The following is a 16812-nucleotide window of genomic DNA, read 5'->3' as shown; positions in this document are numbered from 1 at the left end:
TTTGGCAAAATTAGTAGTATAAAGATAAATCTAAACCGAAAAGATATTATTTTTACTGAAAATATTTTTGAATAAAAAGTAGTGATAATACATCTTTATTCGATTCATCAATAAAAACCAACAAAAACAAATGACTAAACGATTTTTGTTATTATCCTTTTTATCAGCCAATTTAGTTGCTTATTCGCAGCAAAATATAGCCGATAAGTCAACACAGTATGCTGCAACAATTTCTGCTCAAGATTTAAGAAAACACCTTACTTATATAGCTTCTGATAGTTTGGAAGGACGAGATACTGGCTCAGAAGGACAAAAGAAGGCTGCAAATTATATTGCAAATCATTTCGCCAAACTAGGGCTTCAAGCTATTGCTCCAAACAAAGATGGTGGGAAAGGTTATTTTCAATACTTTAATTTATACCAAAAAGGTTGGAAAGACGCCTATATTAAGATTGGCAACCAGAAAAAAGAGTTTTTTAAGGATTATTTTCCAAATGGCTTAACAAGTATTCCTGATGAACAATCAATTTCAGTAGTTTTTGCTGGTTATGGCATTGAACAAGATTCTTATAACGATTATAAAAATATCAATGTAGAGGGAAAAGCAGTTGTTTTTTTTGAAGGTGAACCAAAAGACAAAACAGGAAAGTATCTTTTCACGAAAGGAGACGAAAAATCTGAATGGATTGAAAGAGCAGGACTACAAAAGAAAATAAATATTGCTATAAATCATGGAGCAAAAATGTTTTTTGTGATTTCTGGCAATGATTCACAAAAGTTTTCGTCATTGGCGGCTGAGCGAAAAGCTGTACTTTCAAGATTCAATCAATTGAATTTTAATTCAGCAGCATCAACAGAAAAAGCAACCTCGAATCCTACTTTTTTCGTCTCTAATGAAATGGCGTCTGCAATGCTAGGAATTAAAGCAAAGAAACTAGAAAAAATTAATGAAGAGCTAACAGAAAGTGGTGTGAGTTCGGCAAGTAAATTAAAAGAATCAACTATTTCAATCAAAGCAGAAAGAGGAGAAGTACCAGTAGAAACCCAAAATGTTATGGGATTTTTGGAAGGTACTGACAAAAAAGAAGAAGTTATACTAATTACTGCACATTATGACCATGTTGGTATTCAAAACGGACAAATCCATAATGGTGCAGATGACGATGGTTCAGGAACTTGTGCTGTATTAGAAATCGCAGAAGCATTTGCCAAGGCCAAACAGGAAGGAAATGGGCCTCGTAGAAGCATTTTATTCATGACAGTTACTGGTGAAGAAAAAGGCTTGCTCGGTTCACAATATTATACTGATAAAGACCCGATTATTCCATTAGCAAAGACAGTTTGTGACCTGAATATTGATATGATTGGACGAATAGACAAACAACATGCCCCAAAAGAAGAGTATGTTTACCTGATTGGATCTGATAAATTATCGTCTGAATTACATCAAATCAGTGAAGATGTTAATAAAAGATATATTAATTTTGATTTGGATTATACCTTTAATGACCCAAAAGACCCAAACAGATTTTATTATCGTTCGGACCATTATAATTTTGCAAAAAATAAAATTCCCGTAATTTTTTATTTCACAGGAGTACATGAAGATTATCATCGTCCAGGAGATGATGTTGAGAAAATATTATTTCCAAAATACCAGCAGATTTCACGTTTAGTTTTCCAAACCGCTTGGGAATTAGTAAACCGAGAAGAAAGAATAAAAGTGGACAGTAACAAACAATAATGGGTTTTAAGCTCATATAGCGAGATTCGGCTCAAATATTATCAAAAAAAAATATTAACGAAATCTTTAGTTTTCATTTTAATAATATTAATGTTAAAAGCGTGCTAAATGCTTGATAGCTAAAAAGTTAAGAAAGAACAATGGGAGTTTTGTTTACTTAATTATTCTCAAAAAAGTTCAATTCTTGATTTTATGCTTAAAAATTAATTGTATTTATACTTTTTTGTTTCACTGATTTTCTATAAAATTGTCAAAAAATTAAAAATAATACTTTAACTGGATTGGCAATATTTTCTTTTGAAATAGCTCGTTTTTTTAATTTTTTAAACTTTTATTTAACAAAAAACATTTTTTAACTTTTTAAAACCCTAAAATTTTCAAATCTAATGGAAAAAAAGACAGCAGCCCCTGCAGCAAAAGCAGCAGCAAAACAGTCAACTGGCGGTGGATTAAATCCAGCATTTACAATTCCTGTACTTCTTGCAATTGCAATCTTAACTTATGTATTTATCTTGGGTGATGCAAGTCACTTCTTAGATGCTGAAAAACACAAACCAAAACCAGGCGATTTCTTTGGTCTAATCCATAGTGGTGGTGTAGTTGTACCTATTTTAATGACTTGTTTCCTTTGCGTATTAGTATTTTCAATTGAGCGTTTCTTTACAATCAATAAAGCAACTGGAACTGGTAATATCGATGCTTTTGTACGTAAAGTTCGTTCGTTATTAGATTCAAACAATATTGCAGATGCAATCAAAGAATGTGACAAACAAAAAGGTTCTGTAGGTAATGTAGTTAAAACAGCTCTTGGAAAATATAGCTTATTAACAACTGATGCTTCTATGGACAAAGAACAAAAATTAGCTGCTCTACAAAAAGAAGTTGAAGAAGCTACTTCATTAGAACTTCCAATGTTAGAGAAAAACCTTACAATCCTTTCTACTTTAGCAACAGTATCAACTTTAATCGCTTTGTTAGGAACTGTATTAGGTATGATTCGTGCGTTCTCTGCTCTTGGAGCTGGTGGTGGTGCCCCTGATGCTGCTGCTTTGGCAACTGGTATCTCTGAGGCCTTGATTAATACAGCCCTTGGTATCGGTACTTCAGCAATCTCAATCATTATGTATAACTTCTTTACATCAAAAATTGATGAGTTGACATACAAAATTGACGAAATTGGTATGAGCATCCAACAAAATTTCGCTGCTCATAACTAATTGAAACACATTAAATGCTGATGATTTTATAAATTCATTTACTATAAAACATTATCATTGCGTGTTCGTTAATTTTATATAATCTAAATAATTTAGAAGTTATGCCAGCAATAAAACCAAAACGTAAAGGTCCTGTCATGGACATGACAGCGATGTGTGATGTGGCATTCTTGTTATTGTCTTTCTTTATCATGACCACTCAATTTAAAGGTCAAGAGTCAGTAACAATTGATACTCCTTCGTCAATATCGCAAACGAAGATTCCTGAAAATAATGTAGCTACTATTAGTATCGACCCAAAAGGAAAATATTACTTTGGTATTGCAAATGCTAAAGAGCGTGGTGAGTTATTTCAAAGAATGGCCCAAAAATATGGTGTATCCGTTAATAATGGAGACCTTAAAAGCTTTGAAAAATTATCAGATTTCGGAATTAGTATTGCTGGTTTAAAGCAATATTTGAATTTACCACCTGAAGACCAATTAAATGTTGTGATGGCAGGTATTCCAAATGATAGTACTAAAAGTGAATTGGGAGATTGGGTTACTACTTATTTAAAAGAAGTTAATCCATCAGCGAAATTGGCAATCAGAGGTGATGCTACAACCAATTACCCAGCAGTAAAACAAGTACTAAATGAACTAGGAAAAAGAGATATTAATAAATTTCAGTTAATTACTGGAGTTGAAAATGCTCCAAACTAAGTTCAGTGAAAATATAGTTACAAACAATCTAAACATTGTATTACAATGGCAGAAATGGATACCTCCAGTGATAGTGGCAAAGGTGATGGTAAGGTACGGGCCAAAAAGCAGTCTGCGAGAGTTGATATGACTCCAATGGTGGACTTAGGGTTCTTACTGATTACATTCTTTGTATTCACTACCACGTTTAGTAAGCCCAACATGATGAAGTTGAATATGCCTGAAAAGGATAAAGACGAGACTCAAAAACCAGAAACACAAGAAATTAAAGTATCAAATACGATAACAATTGTGATGGGTAAAGATAACCGTATTTTCTATCATCAAAAAGCGGCTAAGGATTTGACACCAGAATTGTTGATGGAATCTGATTATTCAAAAGATGGGATTCGTACAGCTATTTTAAAAGCAAAAGTGAACGCTTTAGACCAAAATATTTTTACAGTAGTTATCAAACCAACGGATGATGCTACCTATAAAAATACTGTTGACATTTTGGATGAAATGTCAATTACTAAATGCGAACGTTATGCAATCGTTGATCCTTCAAAAGAAGAGTTAGAAGTTTATAAGCAAAAAATAGCTTCTCCAAAACAGTAATTAAGCATAATCATTAAATAATACTTTTCATCTCAAATCTGAATAGTCTTTTAATGAATAAAATTAAATAAAATATGGACCCTAAAAATAATGTCAATGTTACCTTAGATGATATGGTCTTCGAAACCCGTAATAAGGCGTATGGAGCATATGATTTAAGAAAAACATATAAAAAGACGGTCAACCGCTCTCTTTTGTATGGCTCGATTGCATTTTTGGCGGCTGTGGGTGCTCCAATGCTTTATGCTTCTATTACGCCAAAAGCGAAAAAAGAAGTTGCGGTTGAAATCGATTTGACCAAGCTGAAAGAGGAAAAAAAGGAAGAAAAACCATTAGAACTTCCACCACCACCACCACCAGAACAAAAGCCACCTGAAGTTGCAACTATCAAATTCTTGCCTCCTGAACCTAAGCCAGATGAAGAAGTTAAGAATGAAGAGCCACCACCACCAGTTGAGCAAATTGAAAAAGCAGTTATTTCTAACGAAACAAAAGAAGGTATAGAATCTGATGAGGTAGCAGCTGCTCCACCACCAGTTGAAGCTCCTAGGGCTGTAGAAATTGAACAACCTAAAGAAGATGAAATCTTTACAACTGTAGAACAAAACCCTGAATTCCCAGGTGGAATTAAGGAAATGTACAGTTTTATTGGTAAGAATCTTAAATATCCTTCTGCTGCTCAAAGAGCAAATGTTTCGGGAAAAGTTTTTGCTAAATTTGTTGTAGAGAAAGATGGTAGCCTTGGAGATGTTCAAATTTTAAAAGGAATCGGCTTTGGTTGTGATGAAGAAGCACAGCGTGTATTGAAATCAATGCCAAAATGGAATCCTGGAAAACAAAATGGACGTAGTGTAAGGGTTTTCTTTACGATGCCAATTTCATTCGTTCTTGAATAATGTTACCAAAGCGTAAACCTAATAGATTTAGTCAGATTACACCGTATGTAATGGCATTTACTGGCCTTGCATACATTGTAATGGGTGGTTTTGTCATTAAAAGACAGTGGTTATTAGTCCCTTTAACTGAAGTTATGTCTTATGCCATGGGTATTTTACTTATGATTTATGGGGCATTTAGAGGTTGGCGGGCGTATCAAGCTTTATCAGAATCGTCTCAAGACTGAACGAAAATATAAAAATATGCCACTTCGTTTGGACGAGGTGGCATATTTTTTATAGCTACACTCAACTTTTTATGATAAATTTTCGTTCAATGATTATCTTGGAATGATAAACTGACAATATTCATTCAAAAGGTTCAAACTTAAACTATAAAAATTACTTCAATGAAGAAATCATTTCTTTTACTGTTTTTTTCTATGTCTTTATGGCAGTGTACTCAACAAGAAAAACAAGACTTACCTAATGATGGTGAAATCACGATTGCCGCTGATGAATCTCTTCAACCAATTGTCGAAGCCGAAGTGATGGCTTATAATGCCCATTATCCCAAAGCCAAAATAAATGTAATCTATGTTCCAGAGCAAAAAGCTATGGCAAAGATGATGAATGATTCAGCTAATATTGCAATTGTTACTAGAGAAGCAACTGCCGGTGAAAAAGAGTTTTATACAACTAATAATATACCATATTTGCCTGCAAAAATGGCTCTTGATGGTGTAGCACTGATTACTAATTTGGATAATACTATTTCTCGGCTTACTGTAACTGAGCTTAAAAATATTTTTGAAGGGAAAAGTAATTCAGATTTGAAATTAGTTTTTGACAATAGCAGTTCAAGTAATTTGAACTATATGATTCAAAAATTAGGTATAAAAGATGTTAAAAAAGCGAATATTTTTGCAGCGAATGGTAATAAAGATGTAATTGAATATATCAAGAAAAATACGAATGCAATAGGAATTATTGGAGGAAACTGGATTAGTGATATTGATGATTCGAAAAGCCAAAATTTTATAAATAGTGTAAAAGTTATTGGTATTTCAAACAAAGAAAATGCTACAGCAGCGGATTATTATACTCCTACAACAGCGTCATTAAAAGCTAGAAAATACCCATTTGAAAGAAAAATTATATTGCACACAAGAAAAGGTTATGGGCTTGCGAGTGCATTTATTCGTTTTTGTTGTGCTCAAATTGGTCAGCTAGTTGTCGAAAAATCGGGTCTGTTACCATACTATATTTATAATAGAGAAATTTATCTCGAAAAGAAACCAATTGGTAAATTACCTTGATTTCAATTAAATGCATTTTGTAAGTAAATACATCAATTAACGAAACATTAACATTTATTTTATTTACTTTTTGGGTGAAAATTTGTCTCAATGAATGAACGGCAAAAGAATAAAAGTATCCTAAGTTAAAATATTTTTTTATCTAAACGACATTTTATTTAACTTTGCTTAATTTTTATTAACATAAGAATCTGTAAACCTAACTTTTAGAGTGAAAATGAACAAGATTTTGAAATCTTTGTCGGTATCAGCGGTTGCGATACTGGCGTTGTCGTTCCAAACAATGGCACAAACTGTGCAGGATGGACTGAGAAATTTGGATGCTGAGCGATACAACGCTGCGGAGACAACTTTCAAGCAATTGGCATCTATTGCTCCCACAGCAGAAAATTATTTTTATCTAGGTTATTATTACCTGAATTTGCAAGATGGTCAAGTTGATTTAGTTCAGGCTAAAGAGGCTTTTGCCAAGGGTACTGCACTTGATGCAAAGAAGCCTGACCCACTTTGCCGTGTAGGTTTAGCAACAGTAAAATTACTTTCGGGTGATAGAGCTGGTGCAAAAGTTGATTTTGACCTAATCAAAAAAGACACAAAAAATAAAAACGCAGACGTATTATTTAGAATTGGAGAAGCTTATACGCTTTCTGATAAAATCAACGACCCCGCAGAAGCTGTAATTAATATTCAAGCTGGTTTAGACATCCAAAAAGTTAAAAATAATCCTGATTATTACATTGCAATAGCAATGGCTAATTTGATTAAAAACGATGGTGGTGCTGCAATGACAGCATTGGAAAATGCCTTGAATATGGGTCAAAAAACCGCTAAAATTCGTACATTGATGGGTCGAGTTTGGTATCAAGGTAAAAATTATCCGAAGGCACAAACTGAATTTAACGAGGCAATTAAAGCTGACCCAGAATACGCTCCCGCATATTATTACCTTAGTTCATTATTTACAACTTTTGGTAAATTTCCACAAGCTGCTGAAAATGCAAAACAAGCTTTAAATAAAAGCGAAGCAACGCCAGCAGCAAAATTGCGTTATATCAAATTAGCAACTGCTAGTAAGGATTATGACGGAGCATTGAATATATTAAATCAAATTTTTGATACAGAGAAAGACCCAATTAAATTTCGTTTGAAAGGGTATATTCAAACTGAAAAAGGTGAATGTGCTGACGGAGCAAAGAATATTTTAGAGTTTTTAGGTCAAGCATCAAAAGAGCGTCATTTAGCTTCTGACTGGGGAATGTTAGGCCGTGCTTATGCTTGTATTAAAGATGATGCAGCTAAAAAATTGAATGACTCTTTAGCAGTATCAAACATGGAGATTGCAATTGAAAAAGGTGATTCTACTTTTGATTATTCAACCGCAATTGCTAATATTTATAGAGCTAGCAAAAACTGGATAAAATTGGCTGGAGCTTATGAGAAAAATATTGCCTCATCAAAAAAAGGTGGTACAGCTCCTGATTATTATAATTTAGCTGATGCTTATATGCGTTCTAGAGATTATGTTAAAGCGGATACTGTTTATTCAAAAGCTATTGAATTATATAAAGATTCTTGGTTATTTCCTTATATGCAAAAGGCTCGTGCAAGACAGTATGGAAACCCAACTGATACGACTTTTTCAGCTGCTCCATACTATGACAAATATATTAAATTGTCAACTGACGCAATGAAAGCTGATGTGAAAAATGCCAAGTATTTCTCAGAAGCTTATGGATATTTAGGTTATAGAGCTTTACTGATTGAGAAGGATACAGTAAAAGCAACTGAATATATGAACATGGCTTTGAAGTTTGACCCAACTAATACGAAAGCTCAACAAGTATTACAGAGCATGTCGGGAGCAACACCAGCCACGCCAGGAACAACAACACCGCCTAATAATAATGCCCCAAATGGAGCATCAGGTGGAGGTATTCAACCAAAAAATTAATAATATCCTAGTAATAAAAAAGCCTAACTTCAATTAAGTTAGGCTTTTTTATTAGCCACCAAATAAATTATTTTCTTTAAAAGATGTTAATTCTAAAAATTGCTTTTATTTTTGCCATTTAACGTAATTTTAACTACTAACTAAGTTATTTTAAGCAATCAAGGTAAACCTGATTTGTTAAGAACTAAAAAATATGTTTAATCTAGTAATATTCGGACCTCCAGGTGCAGGAAAAGGGACTCAATCTGCCAAAATTATTGATAATTATAAATTAGCTCATATTTCGACTGGTGATATGTTTAGAATGCATATCAGCCAAAATACAGCTTTAGGACAAAAAGTTAAACAAATTTTGGCTGATGGTTTATTAGTCCCTGATTCAATTACGATTGAAATGCTTGAAGAAGAAGTGCAAAGAAACCCTGATGCAACTGGTTTTATTTTTGATGGATTTCCAAGGACTGTTCCACAGGCAGAAGCGTTAGATACTTTTTTGGAAAGTAAAAATGAAAAAATTGATTTGGTTCTTCAACTTGATGTTACAGAATCAGAAATAAAAAATCGTATTGCTGAACGTAAAAAAGTAAGTGGAAGAGCGGATGATGATGAAGATAAATTGATTAAACGAATTGATGAATATTTCACTAAAACAATCCATGTATTACCTTATTACCAAAGTCAAGGTAAAGTGGTTAAAATCAATGGTATTGGTGAAGTTGAAGCAATTTTTGGCATGATTTGTGCCGCAATTGATGAAGCAAAAAGCTAAGTCAGTTTTTAAGTAATTGAGTAAAAAATTCTGAAAAATTCAGAATTTAAGCCTTTTTTATATTATTTAGTCTAATTTTCATCTTAAAAAGATGTATTAGACTAAGTATACTATTTTTAAGGCTTAAAATCGCATTAGCGATTATATTGTACATTGAGATATTGAAATTAGCTATGACAAGTAACTTTATTGATTACGTTAAAATAAATTGTGTTTCGGGAAATGGAGGAGCAGGGTCAAGACATTTTAGGCGTGAAAAACACGTTCCGAATGGTGGGCCTGACGGTGGCGATGGTGGAAGAGGTGGACACATTGTTTTGCGAGGAAATGCTCAATACTGGACACTTTTGCATCTAAAATATCAGAAGCATATAAAAGCTCAACATGGAATTGCTGGCGAGGGAGGGAAACGTTCTGGAAAACAAGGCGAAGATGAAATGATTGAAGTGCCACTCGGAACGATTGCGAGAGATGCAGAAACTGGAGAAGTTATTGGCGAAGTTACCGAAGATGGACAACAAGTAATTTTATTACCTGGTGGAAGAGGCGGCCTCGGCAACTGGCATTTTAGAAACCCAACGAACCAAGCTCCGGAGTATCATCAAACAGGTGATGCAGGTCAAGAATCTTGGATAATATTAGAATTAAAAGTACTAGCAGATGTGGGTCTTGTCGGATTCCCAAATGCTGGCAAATCAACACTGCTTTCTGCGGTATCGGCTGCAAAACCTGAAATTGCCGATTACCCCTTTACAACACTTACTCCAAACCTTGGCGTAGTAGCATACCGTGATTTTAGGTCGTTCGTAATGGCGGACATTCCTGGAATTATTGAAGGAGCTTCTGAAGGCAAAGGTCTTGGTTTACGCTTCCTAAGACACATCGAACGAAACTCAATTTTGCTGTTTGTAGTTTCTGCTGATGCTGAGAATCCAATGAAAGAATACAAAACCCTTCTCAAAGAATTAAAATTATTTAACCCAGAGTTATTAGACAAAAAAAGAGTGCTAGGGATTTCAAAAATTGATTTGATTGATGAAAAACAGATCAAGAAAATTAAAACTAAGATTCCTGAAGATTTACCATTTGTTTTCTTTTCAGCAGTAACCAATGAAGGTATTGATGATTTGAAAGATTTGATTTGGCAAAATTTGTAAATCTATTTTATTATTAAGATTAGATTATACAATGTAAATCTAAACTTACTTGACATGATAAGATTGACAAGTATTTAGCTTAGAGTGAACTTTTATTATAAAATTTTTCGCCATGAAGAAAGCTTTTTTAAGTTTATCTTTGCTGGTGCATGTTACAGTTTTTGCCCAAGTTTCGATTTCATTTCCTGTAAATAGAGCAATTTTTCAAAGAAATGCATCTAATACAGGACTGATTCCTATTGGCGGAACTTTTCAAGCACGAGTAGAGAGAATTGATGCACGACTAACTCCTATTAATGGTGGTACTTTTGTTGATTGGACTCCAATTGCAATTAATCCTAATTTTGGCACTTTCATTGGTGGACTTTATGCACAAGCTGGCTGGTATAAGCTTGAAATAAGAGCATTGCGAGGCGAAAATATTGTTGGCACTACATCTTTAGAAAAAGTTGGTGTTGGTGAAGTATTTGTTATTTCGGGTCAATCAAATGCTCAAGGTTACGAAGGTAGAGGAAATCCGCCAGCTATCGATGACAGAGTTAATTGTATAACAAACTTTTATTCTTACGGTCAGACCACCGAACCGCCTTTTCCTGTCATTTCTCAAATTTCTGAAAATGTAAAAATTGCTCCATTTGGTAATGGTTCGTGGTGCTGGGGCAAACTTGGAGATTTACTTGTTGAGAAACTTAACGTTCCAATCTTGTTTATAAATTCGGGATTTGAAGCCATGGGGATTGAAGCTTGGCGTAAAAGTGCTGATGGAGAAAGAGGTCAAGATTTTTATTCAGGTAATTTTGCGTTACCTGGTTATCCTTATGAAAACCTTAAAAAATCATTACATTATTATATCAATATGTTTGGGCTTAGAACTGTTCTATGGCATCAAGGAGAAACTGATAATGATAAACGAACAAGTACTGAAAAATACCGACAAGACCTTGAATATGTAATTTATAGAAGCAGAATTGATACTGGGAAAGAAATAAATTGGATGATTAGTAGAGCGAGTAGGGTAAGTTCGGGAACATATCAACCTGTAATTGACGCTCAAAATCTTGTCATTCAAAATTATTCTAACGCTTTTGAAGGCCCAGCGACTGATGAGATTAGAGAAAGGTCAGATGGTGTTCATTTTTTTGGCAATGGATTGATTGAGTTAGCCCGAGCGTGGAATGATAAGCTAAATAGCAGTTTTTTCTCTCGTTCAAGTCCAATTCCACCTTCAATTCCGCTATTTTTTGATTTACGATGCAGCCCAGAAAATACCAAAACTCCAATCAGAATATTCATGCCTGATGGTTTTAAAGAATATTATTGGACAAATGGTTTTAGTGATATCGCTAAATCTGCCTCAATCGAAACGACTACTGGTTTTTATAGAGGGCGTGCCATTGATTATTTAGGGAATGTTTATTATACTCCAACTGCAAATTACACCTCATTGGGTATCCGTGATAAACCAAAAGTTTCAGCCGAAGGAAATACTACTTTTTGTGAAGGAGAAAGTGTACGACTAACTTCTGATGTTGACCAAGACATATTTTGGAATACTGGAGAAAGTAGTAAAACAATCGTAGTTTCTCAACAAGGAAATTATACAGTTAGTCAAGTTAACTATTTAGGGTGTTTCACTTCATCAAATGGGATTGAAGTGCAAATTTTGCCTAAACCAGAAATAAAAGTAGCTGCATTAGGAGAAACGATTTTTTGTGCGGATAAATCCGTAACACTATCATCAAATAGAGATAATGGGAATAAATGGAATAATGGAGAATTGAGCAAAGAAATTACCGTAACCCAAAGTGGAGACTATTTTGTTACTGCAAAAAATGAATTTGGATGCGAAAATACATCATCAAAGATTGCAATTACAGTGAATCCTCTGCCCCAAAAGCCAATTATTACACCGGATGGACCAACAGAATTTTGTGCAGATAAAAGTTTAACACTATTATCGAATGTTGAAAATGGAATAAAATGGAATACAGGAGAACAAAATAATAGTCTAAAAGTTGCCAATAGTGGTGTTTTTTTTGTTAGAGCTAAGAATGAATTTGGGTGTGAGACGGTGTCGGATGAGGTAAAAGTGACTGTAAATCCGCTTCCAGAAAAACCAATTATAACGGCAAACGGCCCTACATTTTTTTGCGATGGTCAAAATGTAACTTTGGCTGCAACAGAAAATAAAGCATTTCAATGGAGTAATGCTAAAACTACACAAACACAAATAGTAAATACTTCTGGGTTATTTTCTGTTAAAACAATTGACCAAAATGGCTGTATTTCACCATTATCTGATGCAGTAGAGGTAATAGTTAAGCCTAATCCACAAGGATTAAGTATCTTACAGTCAGGCACTTATACCCTCGAAAGCATTACGAATGGTTTGTTTGATAATCAATTTGAATGGTTTAAAGATGATATAAAACTATCAAATGAAAATAATTTAATTAAGGCAAAAGAGGCTGGTGTATATAAAGTAAAGGGTTCACTTCTTTATCAATTGAAAGATGGGAAATCGCTAAGGTGTTATTCTGAACCGTCAATGCCTTATAAATTTAATATAGATTTATCAAATAAAGGAGTAACCATTTTTCCAAATCCTGTGCCAAAAGGAATTCTTAACATCGAAACACTCGATGATTTAAAAGATGCGTCTGTGAGTATTTATGATTTGAAAGGATTATTAATTCGAGAATATTTAGTGGATGTTTTTGACTCACGAAAGAGTTTTAATTTATCAGATTTTCCAAAAGGAAATTTTCTAGTTGGAGTTAAAGCAAAAGATTTTAATGTAATAAAACGGGTTTATATTGAATAAAACGTAGATTTTTTCCACTAAATAACATTTTTATTAATAATAAGTTAATGATTATTGTTAATCGATTGACACTGTTGTATTTTTGTAAAATTCGATAAACCATAATCCAAATTAGAATGAATTATTTTAGGAATGGGTTAATTTTGTTGATGAGTACAATCTTATTTGAATGCTACTCACAAATACAAATTACCTTCCCGGTTTCACGGATTGTATTCCAACGGAATAACCAAAATCAAGCTAATGTAACAATTGCTGGCAGCTATTTTCAGCAACTTGACCGAATTGAGATGAGAGCGGTTCCTGTGAATGAAGGCCAAGGAACTGAAACAGGCTGGAATGATGCCCAAGAATTTCACAATAATGGGATTTTTAGCGGAACTATGCTTTTGACTGGCGGTTGGTATAATATTGAGGTTAGAGGATATTCTAATGGCATTGTCGCTACAACTTCAACCCTTGAAAGAGTAGGGGTCGGTGAAGTTTTCATTGTTGCCGGTCAATCAAATGCTCAGGGAGATGCTGTCTATTCGGGTGGTCATATCGGTGCCACCGAAGACCGAGTTTCTACAATAAATTATTATGAACCATTACTGAATGAAGACAATCTGCCTTTTCAGTTTTCACAGATGGCTAATAATACTAAGATGTCACCTTATAATTATGTTCCTTGGTTTTGGGCTAAATTAGGAGACAGACTTGTACAAAGATTGAACGTTCCAGTTTTATTTTATGGTGCTTCTTTGGGTGGAATAAGCTGTGATGTTTGGCGACGCTCAGTTGAAGGACAAGATTTAAGACAAGAATTTCCTTTGTTTATCAAAGTTCCTGGCATGCCTTATCGGAGTATGAAAGCCACTTTACAACATTATGTTACAAGAACTGGTGTGAGGGCGATTTTATGGCAACAAGGAGAAAGTGATGGAGAATATAGTTCGGAAACATATTATAATAATTTAAAAACTGTTATTGAAAAAACTCGTTCTGATGCCCGAAAAGGCGATTTAGCTTGGGTTGTTGCTCGTTCTTCGAGAAATCCTCTTATTCTAAATAATGTTATTGCAGGACAAAATTTTACAATACAGCGTGTACCAAATGTTTTTGCAGGCCCAACTACGGATGAAATTGTTGGAGCAAATTTTAGAGCTGATGGTATTCATTTTCATAACGATGGACTTAATGCTGCTGCTGATTTTTGGAGTTTTTCGTTAAATAATGAGTTTTTTGCCAATTCACAACCACTTCAAGCACGTTCGTTACCAAGCGTAAATATTGCTTGTAATCCCAATAATACAACCAATAAATTTACCATAACTACTGGAGGTTATCCTTTTTATAAATGGAGTAATGGTGGAACTTCAAATGTGATTACTGTTAGTAATGGAACATTTTCATTTAAGGCTATTGATGATGCAGGAAATACCGTTTTCTCTCAACCATTCACAATTTCAACCAATAATAATGTTTCACAACCTTCAATAACTGCCAGTGGCAATACAAGTTTTTGCGATGGTGAAACGATAAAATTAACTTCTAATATAAATGGAGGAAATGTTTGGAATAATGGCGAACGAGGGCAATCAATTGTGGTTAGAAATAGTGGAAATTACAGTGTCGTCAATTATTCATTAAACGGCTGTCAGTCACCAAGTTCTTCGGTAATAAATATAGATGTAAAACAATCTCCATTAAATATCATTCAGTCATCAAAAGTTTTGCCTATTTGTCCTGATGAAACATTAGAGTTATTTTCATCAAATACTGATGTAGTAAGTTATAGATGGAATACAAATGAAACTTCGCAAAAAATCGTGGTTCAAAATTCAGGTTCTTATAGTCTGACACTAAAAGGAAATAATGGATGTGAATCTCAATCATTTTTTGATGTAACTTTTAGAAATCGGCCAACAACTTCAATTATATCAGATGGACCAACTAGCTTTTGTTTAGGCAGAAGCGTTAATTTATCTGCTAATGGCGTATTTCAATCGTACATTTGGAGCAATGGATTGACAGAAAATAAAATAAAGGTAACAGAAACAGGAACTTATAGCCTGAAAGTAAAAGATAATTTTGGTTGTTTCTCAGAAACAATTAGTAAAAATATAGTAGTAAATGCTTTACCCGCAATCAAAATTCAAGCAACAGATGTTGATAAGTTTTGCGAGGGAAATGTAGTAACTTTATCCACCGATTTTGATTCGGCAGTAGCTTATAAATGGAGCACAGGAGAATCAACAAAAGTGGTTAAAATTGAGAAAGAAGGGATTTATTCCTTGAAAATAAAAGACAAAAATGGGTGTGAGTCAATACCTGACACTATTAAATTATCTTATATCCCATCACCATTAGCATCTATTTCAACAATTGATAATATAAACACAATTTGTGAAGGAGAAACAATCGTATTAAATGCTAATAGCAGCCTTAATTACTTGTGGAATGATGGATCAGTTTCCAAAGAGCTTTCTGTTAGTAAAGCAGGAACATATAGTTTGAAGATAAAAGATGAAAAAAACTGTGAGTCCAAACCTGTTTTTTTTGATGTATTTGTGAAAAATAGTCCTCAAAAGCCCTCAATAAATATTGATGGAGCTTTTCAATTGGAAGCAATTCCTGCTTCGAGTTTACCTGGACAGTATTTTAACTGGAAAAAAGATGAACAATTACTCTCAACTGTCTCATCTTTCTATAAAGCAAGTGAAAGTGGAAACTTTTCGGTTCGTACAGTTTTAAAATATTCTGTTCCAAATAATAAAGAATTAATTTGTTATTCGCCTTTTTCGAATATAACCAATTTATTTATTCCTTATCTGGATAAAGGTTTAAGAGTGTATCCAAATCCAAATACTTCAGGTATTTTTACAATCGAAACAATAAAAGATAATCCAGAATCGATAGTTTCTGTTTACACATTGGCAGGAAAGGTACTTTTTACTGGAAAAATTACAGATTTTAAAGAAAAAAGAATTGTAGATTTGAGAATGCTCGAATCTGGAACTTATATAATTAGAGTGTCAAGCGGCTCATTTAGTGAATCCGCAAGAGTAAATCTCAAATACTAAGAGATTCTAAATATTTTCACCCCTTTTTTATTTTGTTTCTAAACATAACAGTAGTAATTTTGAAACAGAAAAGTAGGAGATTAGTTAAAAGTTATCAAATGTATATTTAACTCATATTCGTGCTACTGTTAATTATTGATTTATGAAAGAATTTTTGCCTTCAGATTTTCTCCCTATTTTGGTGCAGCTAGGTGCTGCCATTGGTTTTATTGTTGTTACAATGATTGTAACCCATTCGATTGGTCCTAAAAGAAATAGTGAACTAAAAGATGCTCCTTTTGAATGTGGAATTGACTCCGAAGGTGATGCACGGACACCAATATCAATTAAATATTTTCTGACTGCCATATTATTTGTACTTTTTGATGTAGAGGTAATATTTATGTATCCTTGGGCTGTAAACTTTATGAAATTAGGCTGGTTCGGATTTGTTGAAATGGTCTTATTTTTAGGGCTTTTGATGGCAGGGTTTTATTATGTTATTCGTAAAGGAGTGTTAGCTTGGGATAAAGATTGAAACCTGTTTTATCGAAAATAAGTTTTTTTCGATAAAATTAAAAAAAAACAATTTATCCAAACACATAGTT

13 protein-coding genes are annotated in these 16812 nt (G+C 33.7%); all 13 read left to right on the top strand.

Features of this window, described 5'->3' with window-relative positions; all coding sequences use genetic code 11:
- Positions 1-130: 130 nt before the first annotated feature.
- The 13 genes from MJQ71_RS08515 to MJQ71_RS08455 all read left to right on the top strand — a co-directional run bounded on the left by MJQ71_RS08515 (position 131) and on the right by MJQ71_RS08455 (position 16742).
- Entirely contained in the window at positions 131-1744 is a 1614-nt protein-coding gene (locus tag MJQ71_RS08515) for a M28 family peptidase (RefSeq protein ID WP_238806150.1), read from the top strand.
- 386 nt (positions 1745-2130) lie between these two features.
- On the top strand, positions 2131-2961 hold the full coding sequence (locus MJQ71_RS08510) for a MotA/TolQ/ExbB proton channel family protein (RefSeq protein ID WP_238806149.1): 831 nt from the start codon (positions 2131-2133) through the stop codon (positions 2959-2961).
- 101 nt (positions 2962-3062) lie between these two features.
- Entirely contained in the window at positions 3063-3665 is a 603-nt protein-coding gene (locus tag MJQ71_RS08505; RefSeq protein ID WP_238806148.1) for an ExbD/TolR family protein, read from the top strand.
- Positions 3666-3710: 45 nt separating this feature from the next.
- Positions 3711-4265: a biopolymer transporter ExbD gene (locus MJQ71_RS08500; RefSeq protein ID WP_238806147.1), complete on the top strand. Its 555-nt coding sequence runs from the start codon at positions 3711-3713 to the stop codon at positions 4263-4265.
- Positions 4266-4339: 74 nt separating this feature from the next.
- Positions 4340-5161 (top strand): energy transducer TonB, encoded by an 822-nt coding sequence (locus MJQ71_RS08495; RefSeq protein ID WP_238806146.1) that lies wholly within the window; start codon positions 4340-4342, stop codon positions 5159-5161.
- Positions 5161-5388, top strand: a complete 228-nt coding sequence (locus MJQ71_RS08490; RefSeq protein WP_238806145.1) for a hypothetical protein — start codon at positions 5161-5163, stop codon at positions 5386-5388. The genes MJQ71_RS08495 and MJQ71_RS08490 overlap by 1 nt, the downstream gene beginning before the upstream one ends.
- Positions 5389-5550: 162 nt before the next feature.
- Entirely contained in the window at positions 5551-6459 is a 909-nt protein-coding gene (locus tag MJQ71_RS08485) for a PstS family phosphate ABC transporter substrate-binding protein (RefSeq protein ID WP_238806144.1), read from the top strand.
- 217 nt (positions 6460-6676) lie between these two features.
- A complete protein-coding gene (locus tag MJQ71_RS08480; RefSeq protein WP_238806143.1) occupies positions 6677-8410 on the top strand; it encodes a tetratricopeptide repeat protein in 1734 nt (577 codons plus the stop codon).
- A 193-nt stretch (positions 8411-8603) separates the two neighbouring features.
- Entirely contained in the window at positions 8604-9179 is a 576-nt protein-coding gene (locus tag MJQ71_RS08475; RefSeq protein WP_238806142.1) for an adenylate kinase, read from the top strand.
- Positions 9180-9352: 173 nt separating this feature from the next.
- Complete coding sequence (gene obgE, locus MJQ71_RS08470) at positions 9353-10336, top strand: GTPase ObgE (protein ID WP_238806141.1); 984 nt, start codon at positions 9353-9355, stop codon at positions 10334-10336.
- Positions 10337-10448: 112 nt separating this feature from the next.
- A complete protein-coding gene (locus MJQ71_RS08465; protein WP_238806140.1) occupies positions 10449-13160 on the top strand; it encodes a sialate O-acetylesterase in 2712 nt (903 codons plus the stop codon).
- A gap of 116 nt (positions 13161-13276) precedes the next feature.
- Entirely contained in the window at positions 13277-16225 is a 2949-nt protein-coding gene (locus MJQ71_RS08460; protein WP_238806139.1) for a T9SS type A sorting domain-containing protein, read from the top strand.
- Positions 16226-16367: 142 nt separating this feature from the next.
- A complete protein-coding gene (locus MJQ71_RS08455; RefSeq protein WP_238806138.1) occupies positions 16368-16742 on the top strand; it encodes an NADH-quinone oxidoreductase subunit A in 375 nt (124 codons plus the stop codon).
- Positions 16743-16812: the final 70 nt, after the last annotated feature.

This window comes from Emticicia aquatica (genome assembly GCF_923079645.1).
Classification (GTDB): Bacteria; Bacteroidota; Bacteroidia; order Cytophagales; family Spirosomataceae; genus Emticicia; species Emticicia aquatica.
The sequence above is the reverse complement of the archived record's forward strand: the minus strand, read 5'-3'. Positions and strand labels throughout refer to the sequence as shown.

What these genes read in the sequence shown, in the direction of transcription:
- MJQ71_RS08515 (WP_238806150.1), top strand. Translation starts at nt 131, where the DNA reads ATGACTAAACGATTTTTGTTATTATCCTTTTTATCAGCCAATTTAGTT.
- MJQ71_RS08510 (WP_238806149.1), top strand. Translation starts at nt 2,131, where the DNA reads ATGGAAAAAAAGACAGCAGCCCCTGCAGCAAAAGCAGCAGCAAAACAG.
- MJQ71_RS08505 (WP_238806148.1), top strand. Translation starts at nt 3,063, where the DNA reads ATGCCAGCAATAAAACCAAAACGTAAAGGTCCTGTCATGGACATGACA.
- MJQ71_RS08500 (WP_238806147.1), top strand. Translation starts at nt 3,711, where the DNA reads ATGGCAGAAATGGATACCTCCAGTGATAGTGGCAAAGGTGATGGTAAG.
- MJQ71_RS08495 (WP_238806146.1), top strand. Translation starts at nt 4,340, where the DNA reads ATGGACCCTAAAAATAATGTCAATGTTACCTTAGATGATATGGTCTTC.
- MJQ71_RS08490 (WP_238806145.1), top strand. Translation starts at nt 5,161, where the DNA reads ATGTTACCAAAGCGTAAACCTAATAGATTTAGTCAGATTACACCGTAT.
- MJQ71_RS08485 (WP_238806144.1), top strand. Translation starts at nt 5,551, where the DNA reads ATGAAGAAATCATTTCTTTTACTGTTTTTTTCTATGTCTTTATGGCAG.
- MJQ71_RS08480 (WP_238806143.1), top strand. Translation starts at nt 6,677, where the DNA reads ATGAACAAGATTTTGAAATCTTTGTCGGTATCAGCGGTTGCGATACTG.
- MJQ71_RS08475 (WP_238806142.1), top strand. Translation starts at nt 8,604, where the DNA reads ATGTTTAATCTAGTAATATTCGGACCTCCAGGTGCAGGAAAAGGGACT.
- obgE (WP_238806141.1), top strand. Translation starts at nt 9,353, where the DNA reads ATGACAAGTAACTTTATTGATTACGTTAAAATAAATTGTGTTTCGGGA.
- MJQ71_RS08465 (WP_238806140.1), top strand. Translation starts at nt 10,449, where the DNA reads ATGAAGAAAGCTTTTTTAAGTTTATCTTTGCTGGTGCATGTTACAGTT.
- MJQ71_RS08460 (WP_238806139.1), top strand. Translation starts at nt 13,277, where the DNA reads ATGAATTATTTTAGGAATGGGTTAATTTTGTTGATGAGTACAATCTTA.
- MJQ71_RS08455 (WP_238806138.1), top strand. Translation starts at nt 16,368, where the DNA reads ATGAAAGAATTTTTGCCTTCAGATTTTCTCCCTATTTTGGTGCAGCTA.